Annotated in this window: 13 protein-coding genes and 1 pseudogene; 3 read left to right on the top strand and 11 right to left on the bottom strand. The window is 46.5% G+C overall.

What is annotated here, in order from left to right; genetic code table 11:
• The first annotated feature begins 93 nt into the window (after positions 1-93).
• On the top strand, positions 94-1,338 hold the full coding sequence (locus ACZ2XM_RS07680; protein ID WP_490587806.1) for a cation:proton antiporter: 1,245 nt from the start codon (positions 94-96) through the stop codon (positions 1,336-1,338).
• A gap of 143 nt (positions 1,339-1,481) precedes the next feature.
• On the opposite strand, the gene ACZ2XM_RS07675 is transcribed toward ACZ2XM_RS07680, so the two are convergent.
• From ACZ2XM_RS07675 to ACZ2XM_RS07660, 4 genes are all read right to left on the bottom strand, one after another.
• A complete protein-coding gene (locus ACZ2XM_RS07675) occupies positions 1,482-2,876 on the bottom strand; it encodes a serine hydrolase domain-containing protein (RefSeq protein ID WP_490587805.1) in 1,395 nt (464 codons plus the stop codon).
• 107 nt (positions 2,877-2,983) lie between these two features.
• Entirely contained in the window at positions 2,984-3,508 is a 525-nt protein-coding gene (locus ACZ2XM_RS07670) for a protein tyrosine phosphatase family protein (RefSeq protein WP_490587804.1), read from the bottom strand.
• Positions 3,509-3,724: 216 nt separating this feature from the next.
• Positions 3,725-4,636 carry a MaoC family dehydratase gene (locus ACZ2XM_RS07665; RefSeq protein WP_490587803.1) on the bottom strand — a complete coding sequence of 304 codons (912 nt, stop codon included), beginning with the start codon at positions 4,634-4,636 and terminating at the stop codon, positions 3,725-3,727.
• Positions 4,637-5,153: 517 nt separating this feature from the next.
• Complete coding sequence (locus ACZ2XM_RS07660; RefSeq protein WP_490587802.1) at positions 5,154-6,554, bottom strand: 3-oxoacyl-ACP reductase; 1,401 nt, start codon at positions 6,552-6,554, stop codon at positions 5,154-5,156.
• Positions 6,555-7,699: 1,145 nt separating this feature from the next.
• Here ACZ2XM_RS07660 and ACZ2XM_RS07655 point away from each other — a divergent pair.
• Complete coding sequence (locus ACZ2XM_RS07655) at positions 7,700-9,532, top strand: acetyl-CoA C-acetyltransferase (protein WP_490587801.1); 1,833 nt, start codon at positions 7,700-7,702, stop codon at positions 9,530-9,532.
• A 279-nt stretch (positions 9,533-9,811) separates the two neighbouring features.
• The gene (gene ppk2 / locus ACZ2XM_RS07650) at positions 9,812-10,825 is read left to right on the top strand and encodes a polyphosphate kinase 2 (protein ID WP_490587800.1); all 1,014 of its coding nucleotides are present in this window, start codon (positions 9,812-9,814) and stop codon (positions 10,823-10,825) included.
• 98 nt (positions 10,826-10,923) lie between these two features.
• Here ppk2 and ACZ2XM_RS07645 read toward each other — a convergent pair whose 3' ends face one another.
• From ACZ2XM_RS07645 to ACZ2XM_RS07615, 7 genes and pseudogenes are all read right to left on the bottom strand, one after another.
• A complete protein-coding gene (locus tag ACZ2XM_RS07645) occupies positions 10,924-11,265 on the bottom strand; it encodes a PilZ domain-containing protein (RefSeq protein WP_490587867.1) in 342 nt (113 codons plus the stop codon).
• A 98-nt stretch (positions 11,266-11,363) separates the two neighbouring features.
• Positions 11,364-12,488 (bottom strand): DNA polymerase III delta subunit-related protein, encoded by a 1,125-nt coding sequence (locus tag ACZ2XM_RS07640; RefSeq protein WP_490587799.1) that lies wholly within the window; start codon positions 12,486-12,488, stop codon positions 11,364-11,366.
• A gap of 45 nt (positions 12,489-12,533) precedes the next feature.
• Positions 12,534-13,355 (bottom strand): 3-deoxy-manno-octulosonate cytidylyltransferase, encoded by an 822-nt coding sequence (gene kdsB / locus ACZ2XM_RS07635; protein ID WP_490587866.1) that lies wholly within the window; start codon positions 13,353-13,355, stop codon positions 12,534-12,536.
• A gap of 159 nt (positions 13,356-13,514) precedes the next feature.
• Positions 13,515-14,651 (bottom strand): tetraacyldisaccharide 4'-kinase, encoded by a 1,137-nt coding sequence (gene lpxK, locus ACZ2XM_RS07630; protein WP_490587798.1) that lies wholly within the window; start codon positions 14,649-14,651, stop codon positions 13,515-13,517.
• A gap of 107 nt (positions 14,652-14,758) precedes the next feature.
• A pseudogene (gene msbA / locus ACZ2XM_RS07625) lies at positions 14,759-16,486 on the bottom strand (lipid A export permease/ATP-binding protein MsbA); the annotation flags it as partial.
• 324 nt (positions 16,487-16,810) lie between these two features.
• Positions 16,811-17,242 carry an ExbD/TolR family protein gene (locus tag ACZ2XM_RS07620; protein WP_490587797.1) on the bottom strand — a complete coding sequence of 144 codons (432 nt, stop codon included), beginning with the start codon at positions 17,240-17,242 and terminating at the stop codon, positions 16,811-16,813.
• Positions 17,243-17,382: 140 nt separating this feature from the next.
• A complete protein-coding gene (locus tag ACZ2XM_RS07615; RefSeq protein ID WP_490587796.1) occupies positions 17,383-18,165 on the bottom strand; it encodes a MotA/TolQ/ExbB proton channel family protein in 783 nt (260 codons plus the stop codon).
• Positions 18,166-18,209: the final 44 nt, after the last annotated feature.

Below are 18,209 nucleotides of genomic sequence, written 5' to 3'. Positions count from 1 at the left end.
TATTTAACTTTGGTGTATTTTGCGCTTGCTGTTTATTTTTTGAGCCCTTGTTAAGTTAAACTACGAGCTTCTTAACTAATATTGGCACAGCTCATGATTGAAAATTACAATCTGTTTTTATTAGTTTGTGGTATTGCCTTTTTATTTGGTACGTTTTTCCCTATTTTGTTCCGTCGTATACCGGTCTCCTTACCTATGCTCCAAGTCGGCTTCGGTATTGCCATGGGCTATTGGTGGTTATCGCTGCCCTTTTTAGACCCTATACAAAATGGCCTAGTTATTGAAAAAATGACGGAATTCGTGGTCTTGGTCTCTTTGGTAGGTGCAGGGCTCAAACTCGATACGCCTTTGAACTGGCAGCTGTGGCGACCCACCGTGCGACTGCTATTAATTACTATGCCTATCGGTATTCTGCTCATGGGCACCTTAGGCTATTATGCGTTTGGTTTAAGTTTGGGCGCAGCGATATTGTTAGGTGCCGTATTGGCCCCTACCGATCCCGTATTGGCGTCTAGCATTCAGGTAGGCCCGCCCAATAGCGGCGGCGAAGATAAGACCCGCTTTGCTTTAACGTCTGAAGCTGGCTTAAACGATGGTTTGGCTTTTCCCTTCGTCTATCTGGCTATCAAAATTGCTGAGGCCAACAGTCAAGGTCGAGTCATCACTTCCTCATTAATGTGGGAGTGGTTTACCCATGATGTGTTATGGAAGATTATTGTTGGGGTGTTGGTAGGGATTGTCGTAGGCAAGCTGGTGGCTAAGATTGTCTTTTCTAAAAAGGCTAGCGAGACCACATTGTCGCAAGGCTATATGGTTATCGCCTTAACCTTACTGGCTTATGGTTTAGCAGAATTCGTCCACAGTTATGGCTTTATCTCAGTATTTGTAGCCGCACTGGCCTTCCGCCGCTCTGAGCGTGACCATGACTATCATGCCAAACTGCATGATTTTGCTGAGCAGTCCGAAGGGCTATTTATGTCCGTGGTGCTCATAGGATTTGGTATCTTAATTGGCCAAGCTTTAATGTCTGGCATCGAGCTGACTTGGCGGGTTTATATTGTTAGCTTTGTTTTCTTGCTAGTAATTCGTCCGCTTGGCGGTATGATTGCCTTGGCAGGCATGGACATGCAGCGTAATGAAAAATATGTGATTTCTGCCCTAGGTATCCGCGGTTTGGGCACGCTTTATTACTTATCTTATGCGCTTAACCAAGGCTTCTTTAATGAGGCCGATTCGTTAAAGTTATGGATTGTCTGTATTATAGTAATTTTAGTGTCCATCGTCTTACATGGTATGACGGCGTCAAAATTATTAAAGTTAACCCCTAGACCCAGTTAACCAGCAGACGCCATACCTCCTTCCGCTTTAGATTATCTGTAGTTTATTTTTAATCGTATTACCCACAAAAAAGCGCCCAGTAGCAATGATCTGCTGAGCGCTTTTTTTATTAAAGGGTTAAGCTAAGTCAAAGTGCTGATTCATCAGTCATCACATAAGTCTAAAATAGCTTCATTTAACGCAAACTGGCGAATATCGCTAAACATAGTGCCATTATGATTATGCACATAAGCGACCGCTAAACCGCGCGAAGGATCGCACCAAGCTACCGAACCGTTATAGCCCATATGCCCAAAAGCATAGGCTGTATCATGACAAGGGCTAGGCAGACGATGGTACCCAAGGCGCCACTGCATACTAGCAATAGCAGGCTCAGTAGGCGCACCTACCGCCGGCATGACCGCATCCATACCTGTAACATGAATATGCGACAGCTCAGCAAAAGTAGCGGCATCAATGATTTGTTTACCTTGCCAAACGCCTTTATTAGCCAACATGGCATAAATGGTCGCTAGAGCTTTAGCAGAAGCCACCCCATTGGCCGCAGGAATACAACCTTGCAGCACTTCAATACTATGATAATTGACCGGGGTCTCGCCTCTAGGGCTTAGCGCTGCTTTATAAGCCTCTAAATCCATCAGCCTAGGGTCAAAATACAAGCGATTAATTTGCGCAGCGGTAAGGTCATGTTGCTTGGCAATCCCTAGGGCTTCAGCACGAGCTTGCCAGCAGTCATAAGCAGGAAACTGCTTAAACAGTGACTGCTTCTCTTCTTCGCTAAAAGACGCCCGCTCAGACTTATCTAAAGGCACCGTGAAATTTCTAGGTAATCGCGCTACTTGTCCTAACTGCTCCGTCGGCACACCAAAATAACAAGCCTCAGCTATCCCGAGGGGCTCGGTGAGATATTGGCGCAGCGCTGCCGCTAGACTTAATTGGGTAGCCTGCTCTATCAAACCGCCAATCACCCAACCATACACCAGCGCGCTATAGACACTCTGATACTGTGGCGGGCTAGCTAGATTGTTTGGACTGTCTGAGCTATCCGCATCGGGATGCGTCTTTTTCCAACGTCTCTTGGCTGCTGAGCCTAAGAGAATAGGCTCGGCAATAGGCATAGCCGCGATACGCGCCAACATAGTGTCCCACGCTAGCAGCTCCAAACTGTCATCGACAAGGGCAGCAATATTAAACAGGCCGGCTTGGTGCGATAACACTTCGCGTAAAGTAATGTCCTGCTTACCGTTCGCTGCAAAGTCTGGCCAATAGTGAGCAACGGCCTGGTCGTAATCCAAGATACCATTCGATACTAAAACATGCACTAAAGTGGCGAGCACCCCCTTCCCCGTCGAATAATTGAGTGACAAGGTATCGGCGGTCCAAGGCTGCTGCGTTTGCGCTACCCCAGTACTGACCTCAGCGATACATTCGCCATCTCGGAAGACGACCAATGAGCCGCCAGAAGGCGCATCATCACTAGATACTAAAGTTAGCAGGTCTTGCAGATCACTCGTTATACTCTCTGGCGTCCGTATCACAGTATTTTTCCTATCTTAAAGCGCATTATTTTTATGGGTTTTATGACTTATCTGAATATTTACCGCATCATTGAATATTTACTGCAGCACTGAACCACGTTATCCTTTTAGCGCGGTACCAATAAGCGATTATGGACTTCTTGCTCTAAGGTAGTCAGACCATGAGCCCGACCACGCTCTAACGCCGTCTCCATCTTACGACCACGTAACCACCCTGCCCGCAAGGCCATAGCTGCCCCAACCCGATTGCCGGTCTGACAATGCATCGCAATTTTTTTGCCATGATGCTCACGCAGCAGTCGATCAAACGCCAATAGATTGACCTGCTTCAAATCCGCGGCCCCACTAATAGGCAACTGACTGTAAGTCATGCCATGACGACTGGCGGCCTCAGCTTCATCAAAGGCCAACTCTTCATCGGGTTGCAGGTTGATAATATGCTGGACGCCAGCTGCGGCTAAAGCAGCAATCTTGGTCTCATCCAATGCCCCGCAAACGATAGTATTGGCATCGGGATGAAATAGCGTATCAAAATATTCGTTTAATACTGCAGTAATTTGCTCCTGCGTAGGTTCTGTATCAAGGGTTACTTCGGCAGTGTCTAGTCTCGTATTGGCGCTCGTCTCACTCATACTTTTCTTCTTTATTCTGCTAATAGGATAATAGGGTTTTATTAAAAGCCATGAAATTATACCGTTAAAACCCTTCAAGGCCTAAATTGTTGGTTAAAAACTTATAAAAAAAGGCCAGCGAATTGTACTCGCTAACCTTTTTTCTATTCTCAACAGCAAGTATCGACTCACCCACTGCTTAAGTTTATTCTACTAAAATTAACTCTACGCTTAGCGTTAGTCGTTATCTTCAGCCACTAAACGGATATCGCCCGAAAGATGTGGCTTTTCGTTTTTAGCATTATATAGCGCAAACTGGCAGTGGCTATCAGTATCTTCTAAGACACTGACTGGCTCTGCTACTAACACGACTTCGGCAGGCAATAAGATAGGTAATTTAAAAGCCACATCGACGGTATAAGCGTCTGGTAAATCACCAATCAATGCCAAGCATTTGGCTTTAGACCACATACCATGCGCGATAGCTTTTGGAAAACCAAAGGCTTTTGCAGACAAAGGATGTAAATGAATCAAGTTATAGTCCCCAGATACTGAGGCATAACGACGGCCGATATCTTCGGGCGCTTCAAAGACACTGTTGGCGCCGCCTTCTCTAAAGATAGGCTTGGTAGTGACCGTTTTTTCTCGTTTGACGGTTGGTCTAGGCTTGCTACTGCGCGAAAGATACGTTGAGGTGCCTTCCCAAACCACGTCTTCGCCAGACTTCACTACCGTGACAAAATCAAACTGCTGACCTCTGTCATGGTCACGTAAATTAGCAAATTTAACCGACATAGCGACGGTCTCACGCTCACCAATAGGACGGTATTGCGTGACGCTATTGTTCACATGCACCATGCCTAGCATAGCAAACGGGAACGGCTCTTTGACCATCATATTCATCTGTAAGGCTTGGGATAATACGGCAAAATAAGTTACTGGTACCTTACCGTCATCTGCGAAACCACAAATCTTGCGGTAATCATCAAGATTATTTTGATCGATGTGCAAGCTCGACACGCTATAAGTGGCGTCCGATAGCTGGTCTTTAGTTGCCTTTTTATTATCCCCAATCGGCAATAGGCTCTTGATGATATTGGCATAAGTGGTATGCGCTTTTGGCAGCGCGTCATAATGTTTATCTGACATAATTACGTCCTGATAGTCGAGTCAAATGACGATAGTGCTAGTGGCAGTAACGAGCGAATCCCCTAGGCTATCGTATAGAAAGGTAAAACAAATTTTTTGTCATAGTGCTTTTCAGACCAAGGCTTTAAAGCTATCCGTTGAGCCTAGTAGTAAGCTAATGGCTTTTATCTTACCTGATTGCTTTACGGCGACAAAGATAAAGCCGTCTTTGTAAACTTTGCTTACTAAAAAATTGCTAGATGCAGTAACACAGATTTTTATAAGGCAGCCTATTGTGGCAATAGCCCTAATCACTATAGTGGTATTAGTTAATATAATAAACAATTTCAGTACACGTTTGTAAGCTGATTTTTATTACTTTATGTGACCACTCTTAAACATGATAAGGGCATATTCATATCATAAAGGCATGATGTCCCTTATAAAAAAGCCGCCCGTAGGCGACTTCTTTTAGGCCACTACCAGAGCAGCTTGCTATTGCCTGCCCCTCTCATAGTGTCCACACTATCATGGGCAATTAAGCACCCAATAGGTTTTGACCACAGACGCGTACGATGTTGCCGTTTAGGCCACCTGAAGCTGGTGAAGCCATCCACGAGATAGTCTCTGCGACATCGATAGGCAGACCGCCTTGGCTCATAGAGTTCATACGACGACCCGCTTCACGGATAGCGAAAGGAATGCTAGCCGTCATTTCAGTTTCAATAAAGCCAGGCGCTACAGCGTTGATTGTCATACCAGAACCACTCGCTGCAAACTGCTTAGCGGTCGCTTCTACTAGACCGATAACACCGGCTTTAGAAGTCGCATAGTTGGTCTGACCATTGTTACCCGCGATACCAGCAATAGACGATACACAGACGATACGTGCGTTGTCATTGAGCGCGTTTTGTTCAAGTAAATAACGGTTTAAGGTAGCGATACTGGCCAAGTTAATGTTGATGACCATATCCCATTTTTTCTCATCCATATTCGCTAGAGTCTTATCACGGATAACACCAGCGTTATGTATGATAGCGTCTAGGCCACCACGTTTAGTAGCGGCAGCAGTGATTTGCTTGCCCGCATCTTCAGCGGTGATATCGACGGTCAATACAGAACCACTGATTTCGCCGGCGACTTTCTGTAAGTCAGACTGCTGCTGTGGCACATCTAAGCAGATGACATGCGCGCCGTCACGGGCTAGAACACGGGCGATAGCTTCACCAATACCACGGCTCGCACCAGTGACCAGCATAGTCTTACCCGCTAACGACTGATTCCAGTCCACATCGATAGCTTCACCGTCTTTCACACGAACCACTTGGCCTGAGACATACGCCGAACGGGCTGAGGCAAAGAAACGCAAGGTAGAATCAAGGTTTTTCTCATTGCCTTCGCCGACATAAACTAGCTGGGCAGTAATACCACGCTTAAATTCTTTACCAACTGATCTCACAAAGCCTTCTAGTGAGCGTTGGGCTAAAGCGGTATCGATATCGGTAATATCTTCTGGTGGACGACCAATCACGATCACACGGCCTGATTGCTCAACGCGGCGCGCTACCGGATGGAAGAAGTCATACATTTGCTTTAATTCAGCAGCGTTGCTGATATTGCTGGCATCAAATACCAATACTTTAAACTTATCTTCTGTGCTGCTAGCGACTTTGGCATCGACGCCAATCTCGTTTAGCGCTTCAGTGTCGGTCGCATCATCGCTCACATACACTTCGGCATGCAAGTCGGCTAACACATGAGCCACTGCCTCACGCACACGGTTGTCTTCACCAGCAGCGCTGCCTATCAAGACGCTACCACGAACAATACGCTGACCACTCTCGAAACGGTCTAGGGTAACGGGTAACGGTAGGCCTAAGTTTTTAGCTACTTTTTTGCCTATTGAAGATTGGATGAAATCACCATAACGATCTGACATAAATGCTCCTTTGCAGTTTTATTAACGAATTAATTAGGAAATTAAAATGTAAAAATGACTAAAAATAATGCTTTATAGTCAAAAAATATAACGCATCATAACGAATAATAAGGGCTACGTAAAACCGCAAACCTTATCTGGCACCAACAACACGGTGGACAAAATAGCTAACGGATTAAAAAAACCGCTCTATTCCCAACCTACCCTTAAACTAATATTGTAAAAAAACCCCAACAGCTTGCAGGCTATTTATGCCCCCTTCCTCAAGCCACTAAAGCAACTTTATCGCGGCTTGTACTGCAACTTGTATAATAGTCAATCCTGTTTGCCACTAGCACATAGTAAGGCATCTTTGTAAGTCGGACTGACTATTACTGCTAGTCGAATAAACTACTACCACTAGTCGCTCTGCCAACTTATCGCTATTAAAACATATTCCTTAGCAGCGGCCCGTAGCATAGTTTAGGTTTTTCGCAGTGTTATGCGTAGCGACTGTTGCTATTTATTAAAGACTTAAGCTATTAACAAATAACAACTATCTACGCCAACCCTCTAACAGTAAAGCCGCAAAAATGCTAGTCACTATCTCATTACCGCACAGACACGCTAATAGTAATAAGAATTACTAACTGGTAATTGCCATTTAACGAAGTTGTGCTAAAATGAAACTCTTAGTTCTAAGTGATTTTATCACTAATAACTTTATATTATTTGACTTATCAGTTTATTTTTGTTTTTTTCATTAATTACAAACTTATTTTTTGGCAATAAATTATCCTACTAGCCTTTATACTGACAACGGATTGCTGAAGACGGTGACATTTTATTGCACCTTGGACTTAATTTAGTCACTTTACGTGGTCATAGTGGGTCATTATTAACGCATGGTAGGTGCAGCAATATTAAGAACAGCACTGCTGGTGGTCAAGCCCCACGGTAATCAAGCCTCACTGTTATTAAGCTTCAATTTTATATTTGGAGCAGGCTATTTATTTAACTATCGTTTATTTAGAGAGCTTTGATCTAAGTCAGTTTTATTTAAGTACTATGCTCCGCGATAAAGCGATGCTAGCCACGCTTTATGCTTTTTTTCGAATACTATTTCATTAGCCATAATTTTATCCACTACTACTTAAGGAATAACCATGAGTAATAAAAAAGACAGCCCAATAGTGGCAGCGACTGTAGTTAAAGCCGGTGCTACTGCCAAGACTGAGTCAAATTCTGCTAAGACTGCTGAGTCAAAACCCAATGAGTCTACAGCGCATTTTGATTCCATCGCAGAGCTAAAGGCTGAAGTATTGGATGGACAACCAGAGACTAATGACAAGGCAGCAGATAGCAAAGCTAACGACGCTAAAGCCAGTGAAAGTAAAACGGCTGAGAAAAAAGCTGACGACAAAAAAGTGGCAGATAAAGAGTCAAATGTGACCAAAGCACCTGTAACTAAAGCTGCTGAACCTAAAACAACAGATTCTAAAACAACTGAAGCAAAGCCAGAAACTGCTAAGCCTGCTGCTAAAGCTGCGACCACTACGGAAACAGATACAAAGGCACAGACTAAAACTGAAACCCCTAAAAAACCCACCACTAAACAAGAAGACACTATGAAAGATGACACTAAAAAAGACGCCGCTGATAAAGCCCCTGCAGCCGCGACTAAATCACAAGCCGCACCTAAATCAGCTTCTAGAAACGGTCAAATCCCTGTAGCTATCATAGGCGGTAATCGCATCCCATTCGCTCGCTCTAACGGCCCTTACGCCAACGCTAGCAACATCGATATGCTAAGCGCTGCATTGAACGGCTTGGTAGAGCGTTTTGACTTGCAAGGCAAGCGCGTTGGTGAAGTCGTCGCTGGTGCTGTACTGAAGCTAAGCCGCGATTTAAACTTAACTCGTGAAGCGGCCTTGAACACGGCACTAGACCCACACACGCCAGCTTATGATATCTCACAGGCTTGTGGTACTGGCTTGCAAGCGACTTTCGCTGCTGCGAACAAAATCTCTTTAGGCATCATCGACTCTGCTATCACTGGTGGCGTAGATACCACTTCTGATGCGCCTATCGCTGTGGGTGATGGCCTACGTAAAGCCCTAATCCAATTGGGCGCAGCTAAGACCAACAAAGACCGCCTAAAAGCGCTATTAAACATCAACCCTAAAGAGTTGATCGATGCGCCGCAAAATGGTGAGCCACGTACTGGTCTATCAATGGGCGATCATCAAGCCATCACAACGCTAGAGTGGAACATTAGCCGTGAAGACCAAGATGAGTTGGCCTTTAACAGCCATAAAAACTTGGCGCGCGCTTATGACGAAGGTTTCTTTGATGACCTAATCACGCCATATAAAGGCCTGACTCGTGATAATAACTTGCGTCCTGATACCAATAAAGAAAAGCTAGCGACGCTTAAGCCTGCCTTTGGTAAGAAAAATGCTAACCCAACCATGACAGCAGCGAACTCTACGCCACTAACTGATGGTGCGTCTTGTGTATTACTAGCGAATGACGAGTGGGCAGCAGCCAACGGCTTTAAACCACTAGCTTATCTAGTGCATCAAGAGACTGCAGCGGTAGACTTCATCGGTAAATCAGGTGAGAAAGAAGGCCTATTGATGGCACCAGCTTATGCCGTACCACGTATGCTTGAGCGTGCTGGTCTAACTTTACAAGACTTTGATTTCTATGAAATCCATGAAGCTTTTGCTTCACAAGTATTGTCTACCCTAGCCGCTTGGGAAGACGAGACTTTCTGTAAAGAGCGTTTAGGTCTAGACGCCCCACTAGGCTCAATCGACCGTAGCAAGCTAAACGTCAATGGCTCGTCGCTAGCCGCAGGCCATCCATTTGCCGCTACTGGTGGTCGTATCCTAGCGTCAGCCGCTAAGATGCTAGATCAAAAAGGATCAGGCCGTGCCCTAATCTCTATCTGTGCTGCAGGTGGCCAAGGCGTAACTTGTATCCTAGAAAAATAAGCCCTTGGTAAATTAGGCTTATCAATAGAGATGAGGCTGTTAACAATAAAATAGCCCCTCTCGTAAACCCCCTCTCACTAAGGTTGGAGGGGGTTTTTTTATGGCTGCATATTAGGGTAAACGAGCCTCAGACTCTGCTCTAAAATAACTAAGATTTTGCTCTAAAATAAATAATAGTAACGACAATTTGCTGTCATTAAGCCATGTTATGATTAATTATGAGCCCATCAAAGCTTTACTTACTAAAGCCACTTATGCCGTCATCTTACAGGAGCTATTATGTCAACACCCCCTACCTCGCTTGACCTTGACGCGTTATCTACCCAAGAAAATATCGAGCTGACAGCCCCCGAAAAAGATATCTTTATCCAGCGCATGGAAAAAGAAATATATAACGATGAGCTGCGCCGCAAGATGCATCAAGACCTGATTGATACTTACGATGAAGAGCTTGAAAATGAAATTGACGATTATGTGCGTGATTATCGCTTTACCGGCCAAGGCCTGAGCGAGCAAGAGAAGCTCGATCGCCAGACCTATTTTCAAGAATTGGTGCGCCTGCAAAGAGAGCTGATTAAATTGCAGGACTGGGTCGTTGAGACCGGCGAGCGCATCGTAGTCATCTTTGAGGGCCGAGACTCTGCGGGTAAAGGAGGCGCGATTAAGCGTATTACCCAACGGTTAAATCCGCTTGTTTGCCGTGTGGCTGCGCTACCAGCTCCGACAGAGCGCGAACAAAGCCAGTGGTACTTTCAGCGTTACGTCTCGCACCTACCTGCAGCGGGCGAGATTGTCTTGTTCGATCGCAGTTGGTATAACCGGGCTGGGGTTGAAAAGGTGATGGGCTTTTGTACTGACGCTCAGTACGAGGAGTTTTTTCAATCGGTCCCTGAGTTTGAGCGCATGCTGGTGCGCTCTGGGATTCGTCTGATTAAATATTGGTTTTCTATTACCGATGAGGAGCAGCATTCGCGCTTTCTCAGCCGCATCCATGACCCCTTAAAACAGTGGAAACTGTCGCCTATGGACTTAGAATCACGGCGCCGTTGGGAGGACTATACCAAGGCTAAAGAGACCATGTTTGAGCGTACCCATATCCCAGAAGCGCCTTGGTGGGTGGTTGAAGGCGATACGAAAAAACGGGCGCGGCTAAACTGTATTGCCCATTTACTCGAGCAAATACCTTACCAAGAAGTCCCCCGTGATGAAGTCGCTCTGCCTGAGAGAAAAAGTGGTGAAGAATACTACCGTGAGCCTATCCCCGATGATATGTATGTGCCGTCACGCTACTAAGCCTAATTATGCAGCGGGCCTGTCTTATAGAAGCTACTTAATCACTCAACAAAAAGCCCTGATAATCAACAGGGCTTTTTTAATATAACAAATATCAGCTACATCGTATAAGTAGACTGCGCCGATTCAATCTTACCGGCGAGTAATCGTTCTATTTCATTCTTTACTTTAAGACCTACTGGGTCTTGGCCAAACTGTACGGCAAACCCTGCCGGACGACCTGCTTGCGCCTTGTGATTAATCCAGACGACTTTACCATTGAGCGGCATACGCTCACTAGAGCCCGGTAAAGTCACGGCGACAAACACTTCATCGCCCAATTTTTGCAAGCGGTCACTGGTCACGAATAAAGCACCATTGGTGACAAAGGGCAGATAACTGGCATACAGCGTTGCCTCATCTTCGATATTGCAGGTAATGATCCCGCCCATTCCCGGCATGGCCACGGCGACTCTCCAAATATGATGAATAGATAATGATGAATAGACAATAATTAGTAGGTAATAAAGTGGTAAATAATAAGTATAGTTTGCTGATTTTAAGTCTGAGCAATACTTTGCATTAGCTTATCATAAGCTAATTTTTCCTGCACGTTTTGTTGGATGGCCCGTTTGCTGCTAGCAATGACGCGTGCCAGCTCCTCTAAAGCCGCTATTGACGGCATAAACTCTGCAGGGACTGCCTCGGCAATATCGCAATCTTGTTGTAGGCTGTCGAGCCCTAAAACTATACGGTTAATATCAATCAGCATCAGCTCGGTCAATTGGGTAAATTCCGCTAGGCTGAGCTCTTTTTGCCAATAGTCACTGGCCGCTAATGCACTGCGCTTGCCCGCCCGTAAAGCCAGCCAAACGGTCAACCATACTTTGCGCTTGCCATACCACGGCGCACTGGCCATAGCCACTGCCGCTAATGGCGCCCCGTTCGCTAAAGACAACAGCTGAGCCACCTCAGCATCACTCACTTGCCCGCCCAACTGCTCTTTAATATAACCTGTCGCTAGCTCGTAAGGGATACGCTGTAGCGGCAGTTGTTGCACCCGACTTTTAATCGTGGGCAGAAGCTGCGCTGGGCTGTCAGTGATTAATAATAAATGTACTTTAGGCTGCGGCTCTTCTAAAGTTTTTAAGAGCGCATTGGCGGCACCAATCGTCATCTGCTCGGCATAATCAAAGACACAAACGCGGATGCCTTGGCTGCCTTGATGCACAAAAGAAATCAATTGGCGAATATCATCCACCTTAATCGTGCGCTTTGGAATATCCGAGCTATCTTTAGTCGTGGACTTACTCGCCTTAGATTTACCCGTTGGCTCTTCTTCAGTCTCTACCATTGGCAAGCTATGCAGCGGCAAGACTTGCAGATTGGGATGGGTACCCGACTTGAGCCAATCGCAACTCTCACAGACTCCGCACGCCCCAAGCGGATGGCTGGCACGCGCGCGGCATAATAACCAAGCTACCAGCCGCCAAACAAACTGCCGTTTACCCATGCCCTCAATACCTGCTGCCAATAAAGCATGCGGCAAAGCAGCCTGATTTTGCGGAGCCGTCAGTTGCGTCCATGCCTGCTGCTGCCAAGGCAGTAACGGGGCAAAGAAGTCCAGACCACTATTCTCTAATGGCGAACCCATTGCAGCATTTTGTGAGGGAGTGGTCGTCATAGCATATCCTACGGTGCGCGCTTATATTTATATCTATTTTTATTTCTATTCAAATAGGCTGAGCGGCATGGCATTGAGTCGGTCCAAGTCTTCTTGAGTATCGACACCGGGGGGCAACAGCAGCTGGGCTTGGGCGACAGCAATCTTGCCACCATTTTCTAAAATACGCAGCTGCTCTAGGCTCTCTAACATCTCTAACGGGCTTTGTGGCCAGCTGACGAATTGCTTTAATAGTCCCACGCGATAAGCATATAGGCCCAAATGACGGTAGGCATTTTTAGGCACAGCTAAAGTGGGGTTGTCTACCAAGCCATCGTGGTTGGCTAAAGCCAGCGCATGATCTCGGTCACAAGGGATAGGCGCGCGGCTAAAATATAAAGCTCGCTGATTTTGATCCGAGACTACCTTAACTACGGAGGGTCGCATAAAGGTTTCATGGTCTTCGATGGGCTCACACAACGTCGCCATCACACTGTCCTCATCCTGCTCTAGCAATTGCTGGCACTGCTCTAATAATTGTGCCGGCACTAGCGGCTCATCCCCTTGCATATTCACCACGATATCATGGTCGGGCCAGCCTTTTACATCAGCAACTTCTGCTAATCTATCGGTTCCTGAGACATGGTCGCCACTGGTCATGACCACTTCATAGCCCGCCTCCTCGCATAAGCGGGCAATATCATCATTGTCCGTAGCAATGCAGACGTCATCTGCAAACTTAGCCGCGCTGGCCTTCTCCGCCACCCATAAAATCATTGGTTTACCATGGATTAGCAGTAAAGGCTTACCCGGTAGACGCGTGCTTTTAAAACGAGCAGGAATCACAATATGAGTACGCGCCACCGGAGTCTGAGACGCCGCTGACATATAGCCAGTCGACATAGAGCTTTTTGGCATAAGAGAGAGTCCTATCTGATAAAAATAATAAAGAGTTGGTTAGAATTAGCGCATAACTACTGATTATTGCGAGCCACTAATTATTGAATAACCATAAACAAGTAAGAAAATGCTAGCACCATGACCTCATTACAAGGGTAGCCCGACTGCCTTAAGTTGACGTTGCAGCGTCTCGTAACAAACCGGTGATAACTGGGCTTGTACCGGTAAAACCCATAGTCTGGCCAATAGCTGGATTAAATCTTGGCGCTGTTGCGGAGCGGTGGCTGCCTGTTGTAGTTCTTGTTCAGCCAACACCCGAAACTTAATGGCGTCTTTACTGGTCATCACAATAGGATAATCAGTATAGCCTGAGAGTTCTGTCCAAGTAAAAGCGTGGTGGTCTGGGTAAGGATGCTCAATCACCGTAAAGCCTAAATTGCGCAAAGTGGTAAAAAACCGCTGTGGATAGCCGATACCGCTCAGTGCATGGACGGGAGTATTGCTATCTAGTAAGGGCAGGTAGTAGTCTAGTGGCAGTAATGGCAGCAGTCCGCTGGGCTGTAGCGTCATGGTCAATGCGGTCGCTAAATTGCTATCCACTTGCGCATAGTGGGGCAGGTTTTGGCGCTGCTGCTGATTAGCAACCGATTTATCTTTACCCGTCACCGTATCCGGAGTTTGATGCCAAATCACCGTAGCCCCTTCGAGGCGGCTAATCGGCTCACGTAAAAACCCGGTCGGTAGCAATTGTCGATTACCAAAGCCGCGGCTAGCATCCACGACTATCCATTCAATATCGCGGGCTAGCGCATAATGCTGCAGACCATCATCCGCGATAATTAATTGGATATCCGGATGCGCTGTTAGCAAGATCTCGATGGCTTGTTGGCGATTCGGACACACGGCCATCGCCACCCCAGTTTGCGCGACGATTAAGCAAGGCTCATCACCGACTTGGCTGGGCAAACTATGCTGAGTTACTAGCAGCGGCATAGCGGCCTCATCGCCCCCATAACCGCGACTGATAACCCCAACCTGAATACCGCGTGGTTGCAAATAGTCGACTAGCGCCATAATTAATGGGGTTTTACCGCTACCCCCCACCGTAATATTACCAATGACTAAAACGGGGACGGGTGCTCGATACTGCTGACGCCAACCCCGCTGATAGCTGAGCTGACGTAAGCGGCTCACTAATGCGAATAAGCCGGTCAGTGGCCAAAATAACCACAGCCACCAAGCTTGTCGCTGCCACGCCTGCGTAATCCGGGTTTCAAGACTCATCTTGACGCTGTATCTTCATTATCTACGGGGTCTACTCCCGAGCTAGCCTTGGCTAAACTAGGGAGAGCAGAAGGCTGTAACGGCTTTGCAAAAGGCGCCTCATTATTGAAATCGCGGGCATACATTTGCGCGTAATGACCGGCCGCAGCCATCAACTCGGTATGGGTACCAATCTCCAATAAACGCCCACCATCTAATACGGCGATGCGATCAGCCGACTCAATAGTTGTCAGGCGATGCGCAATCACAATGGTCGTCCGGTCTTTCATCACATTATCTAACGCTTGCTGAATATAGTATTCTGACTCATTATCTAGCGCACTGGTGGCTTCATCTAAAATAAGAATCGGCGCATCTTTTAATAAGGCGCGGGCGATCGATAAACGCTGACGCTGGCCGCCGGACAGTTGTAGCCCTTCAGCCCCAATATGGCTGTCATAGCCCTGCGGTAACTTCATAATAAAGTCATGGGCGAAAGCTGCTTTGGCCGCCGCTATCAGCTCTTCTCGAGACTTACTGGCGAGGCTGCCATAAGCAATGTTATGGGCGACGGTCGCATTGAACAACACCACTTGCTGACTGACGGTAGCAATTTGCGAGCGTAAGCTATCGAGTTTAATATCATCAATCGGTATGCCATCGATACAGATACGCCCACCGGTAGGCTGTAGTGCTCGCGTCAGTAAATTTACTAACGACGATTTACCCGCACCACTGCGGCCCACTAGAGCAACGGTCTCCCCTGCTTTAATATCTAAATCAAACTCTGACAAAGCTACCGTGCCATCTGGATACGCTAAAGTGACTTTATCTAAGCTCACGTGACCATTAATAATTGGGGATAGTGTGCCGGTATCTTCCTCTTCTGGCTCATCTAATAGCGCAAAGATAGACTCACCGGCGGCAATACCTTTTTGCAGCTTTTGGTTGATATCTGTCAATGAGCGTACTGGTTTACTTAGTAGACCGGCAGCAGCGATATAAGAGATAAATTGGCCGGCAGTAATATCGCTAATCACAGCGGGACGTAACGCCAACCACACCACTACTGACATCGCCATTGCCATCAATAACTGGACGGCTGGCGTGTTAATGCTATTGGTAACGACTACTTTCATGCCTTGGCGTAGGTTCTTTTTAGACGTCTTATCAAAGCGCTGGGCTTCATAGGCTTGGCCGCTGTAATTTTTGACGACCTGATAACCACCGATGACTTCGTTGGTAATATGGCTGACATCGCCCATCGTCTCTTGGATGCCTTTGGACAGTCGTAAGTAGCGTTTAGACGCCACCCGAATGAGCCATAAAATCGGAGGTAACACGAGGAATAAAATTAAGGTCAGACGCCAGTTGCTATAGAGCAAAAAGCCAATTAAAGCTACTACTGTCAAGCCATCGCGCAAGACCGTCTTCATAGAATCGGTACTGGCAGCAGTCACCTGCTCGACATCAAAGATGAGCTTGGATGAGATGGTGCCGGCGGGATTGGCCAAATAAAAGGCAGTCGGTAGACGCAGCAGCTTATTAAAGACCTCGACTCGGAGCTCATACACTAAGTTGCGCGAGATGAGCGCGGAATAATAATTACCCAAAAAGCTGCCCACGCCGCGCACGAAAAATAGCGCAATAATCAATATGGGAAACCAATTTTGGCGCGAGCGATCGTTCTGATTCACCGCATCAGTAATGTACTGCAGCAGCTTGGCAATCCAAATCTCAGTCCCAGAGTTAATCGCAAAGCCGATAATCGTCAGTAATAACGCCCACCAGTACGGCTTGAGATAGCTCAGCAGGCGCCATAGTGTTTTTCTTTTTAGGGGCGCAGGAGTACTCATGGGTACGGCAATAGCCGGGGCTATTGGAGACTTAGAGACAGAGCTATTGGGGACGGAGTTCTTAGAGGACATAGGCGTATTTCGTCTAGGCTGAGCTGCTGAGCTAGACACCTCAGAGCTAGAGTTTGTGGATTCAACTGGCGGCTGAGCGTTCGGCAAGCTGGGCTTGAGGGGCTCGTTGGGCATGAATACCTCAAAAATGGCGTTTATCGTATAGCGTTTATCGCATGACTTGGGTAGGGTTAGCTACCGAGACTTACAATACAGCTGCGGCATGGACTTAAAAATAACGACTATTTAGACAATTAAAAATTAGTTAATAAATCAATTGGTAGGAGTACGGTTTGCGGGCATTACCGTGCTGATATTCAAATTTAAAAACCCTAGTTTACCCGCGATATCCATCACCTTAACTACAGATTGGTGACTGGCATTGGCATCGGCCGCAATCACAAACAGCATTTCGCGATTGCCGTTGGTAGCTTGGTTAATGAGGCTGACCAGCTCGGTTTCGTTCTGACTGACCAAAGCCATGCCATTGACCATATAACTGCCGTCTTCTTGAACCGCCACTTCTATTTTTTCACTATCGGTACTAACGCTCACGCCCGCAGCTTCTGGCAAAATAATGTTAAGCCGACTGAATTTATTAAACGAAGTGGCTAATAATAGAAACACAATTAAAAACAGCAGACAATCAATCATCGGCGTTAAGTTGATTTCTAACGGCTCCACCGTGGGCTTGCGAAAACGCATAGACAGACTCTGCTTATTCTAAAAGAGGCTTTATTATAAATAGTCATTTGCAATAGTGCTGATACTAATAATGCTACTGATACTGGCATTAGCCATTACTACTGAGCGCTCTACTGCCCTATTAAATACTAATGACCTTGCTAAGACATGTTAGCGGTGTTGTCTTTTTTGCTGATTCTACTAACATGGGCTTTGATTTGTGAGTGCACGGGTAGCGGCTCTTCTTCTAGCTCAAGCAGGTCAATTTCGTCTAGTGGGGTACTGCTCGCCGTACTAAGAGGCGGCGTTTCGCTAATTAATTGTGCGGTGGACAGTAAATTATAGTCGTAGACATCCTGTAGCATTAAACCGGCTTCAGTCTCAAACTGGGCATTAATATCGACTATGCGGCGTTGAAAATAGCGATAAGCTACCAAAGCAGGAATCGCCACAAACATACCTGCGGCCGTGGTAATGAGTGCTTGTGATACCCCGGCAGCCAATAGCGTAGGGTCTTGCATCGCACCCTCGGTTACCGCCAAAAAAGACGCAATAATGCCAAGCACGGTACCCAATAAGCCTAGTAATGGCGCAATAGCACCGATGGTACCGAGCATATTGATGTTTTTTTCTAATTTGTGAATCTGTACGCTGGCACGATTCTGCATATGCATGGTCATCGACTCAAGGCCATACTGACGATACAGCAAGCCGGTCGCTAGAATATCGCCTAATGGGGATGCGTCTTTGACACTTAATAGTAGCGTTTTGCTAAGGGCAGGTTTATTGCGCAGACGGTCTATCAATTGCTCTCGTAACGCCGGCGGGGCCACTTTGGCGTAGCGTAAACGCACAGTGCGCTCAATGACGATGACCAGTACAATGACTGAACAGATCACGATTGGCATCATCAGCCAACCCCCTGCCTTTACTAACTCCCACATAACGCCACTCTTATTTTCGTTCGTTGCTTTTATTACCATCGATA

The organism is Psychrobacter sp. CoH-33_TS_01, from assembly GCF_058189395.1.
This window is presented reverse-complemented; position numbering and strand designations above follow the sequence as displayed.

Coding starts and splice junctions, on each gene's coding strand:
- ACZ2XM_RS07680 (WP_490587806.1), top strand. CDS start 94: ATGATTGAAAATTACAATCTGTTTTTATTAGTTTGTGGTATTGCCTTT.
- ACZ2XM_RS07670 (WP_490587804.1), bottom strand. CDS start 3,508: ATGAGTGAGACGAGCGCCAATACGAGACTAGACACTGCCGAAGTAACC.
- ACZ2XM_RS07665 (WP_490587803.1), bottom strand. CDS start 4,636: ATGTCAGATAAACATTATGACGCGCTGCCAAAAGCGCATACCACTTAT.
- ACZ2XM_RS07660 (WP_490587802.1), bottom strand. CDS start 6,554: ATGTCAGATCGTTATGGTGATTTCATCCAATCTTCAATAGGCAAAAAA.
- ACZ2XM_RS07655 (WP_490587801.1), top strand. CDS start 7,700: ATGAGTAATAAAAAAGACAGCCCAATAGTGGCAGCGACTGTAGTTAAA.
- ppk2 (WP_490587800.1), top strand. CDS start 9,812: ATGTCAACACCCCCTACCTCGCTTGACCTTGACGCGTTATCTACCCAA.
- ACZ2XM_RS07645 (WP_490587867.1), bottom strand. CDS start 11,265: ATGCCGGGAATGGGCGGGATCATTACCTGCAATATCGAAGATGAGGCA.
- ACZ2XM_RS07640 (WP_490587799.1), bottom strand. CDS start 12,488: ATGACGACCACTCCCTCACAAAATGCTGCAATGGGTTCGCCATTAGAG.
- kdsB (WP_490587866.1), bottom strand. CDS start 13,355: ATGTCAGCGGCGTCTCAGACTCCGGTGGCGCGTACTCATATTGTGATT.
- lpxK (WP_490587798.1), bottom strand. CDS start 14,651: ATGAGTCTTGAAACCCGGATTACGCAGGCGTGGCAGCGACAAGCTTGG.
- ACZ2XM_RS07620 (WP_490587797.1), bottom strand. CDS start 17,242: ATGCGTTTTCGCAAGCCCACGGTGGAGCCGTTAGAAATCAACTTAACG.
- ACZ2XM_RS07615 (WP_490587796.1), bottom strand. CDS start 18,165: ATGTGGGAGTTAGTAAAGGCAGGGGGTTGGCTGATGATGCCAATCGTG.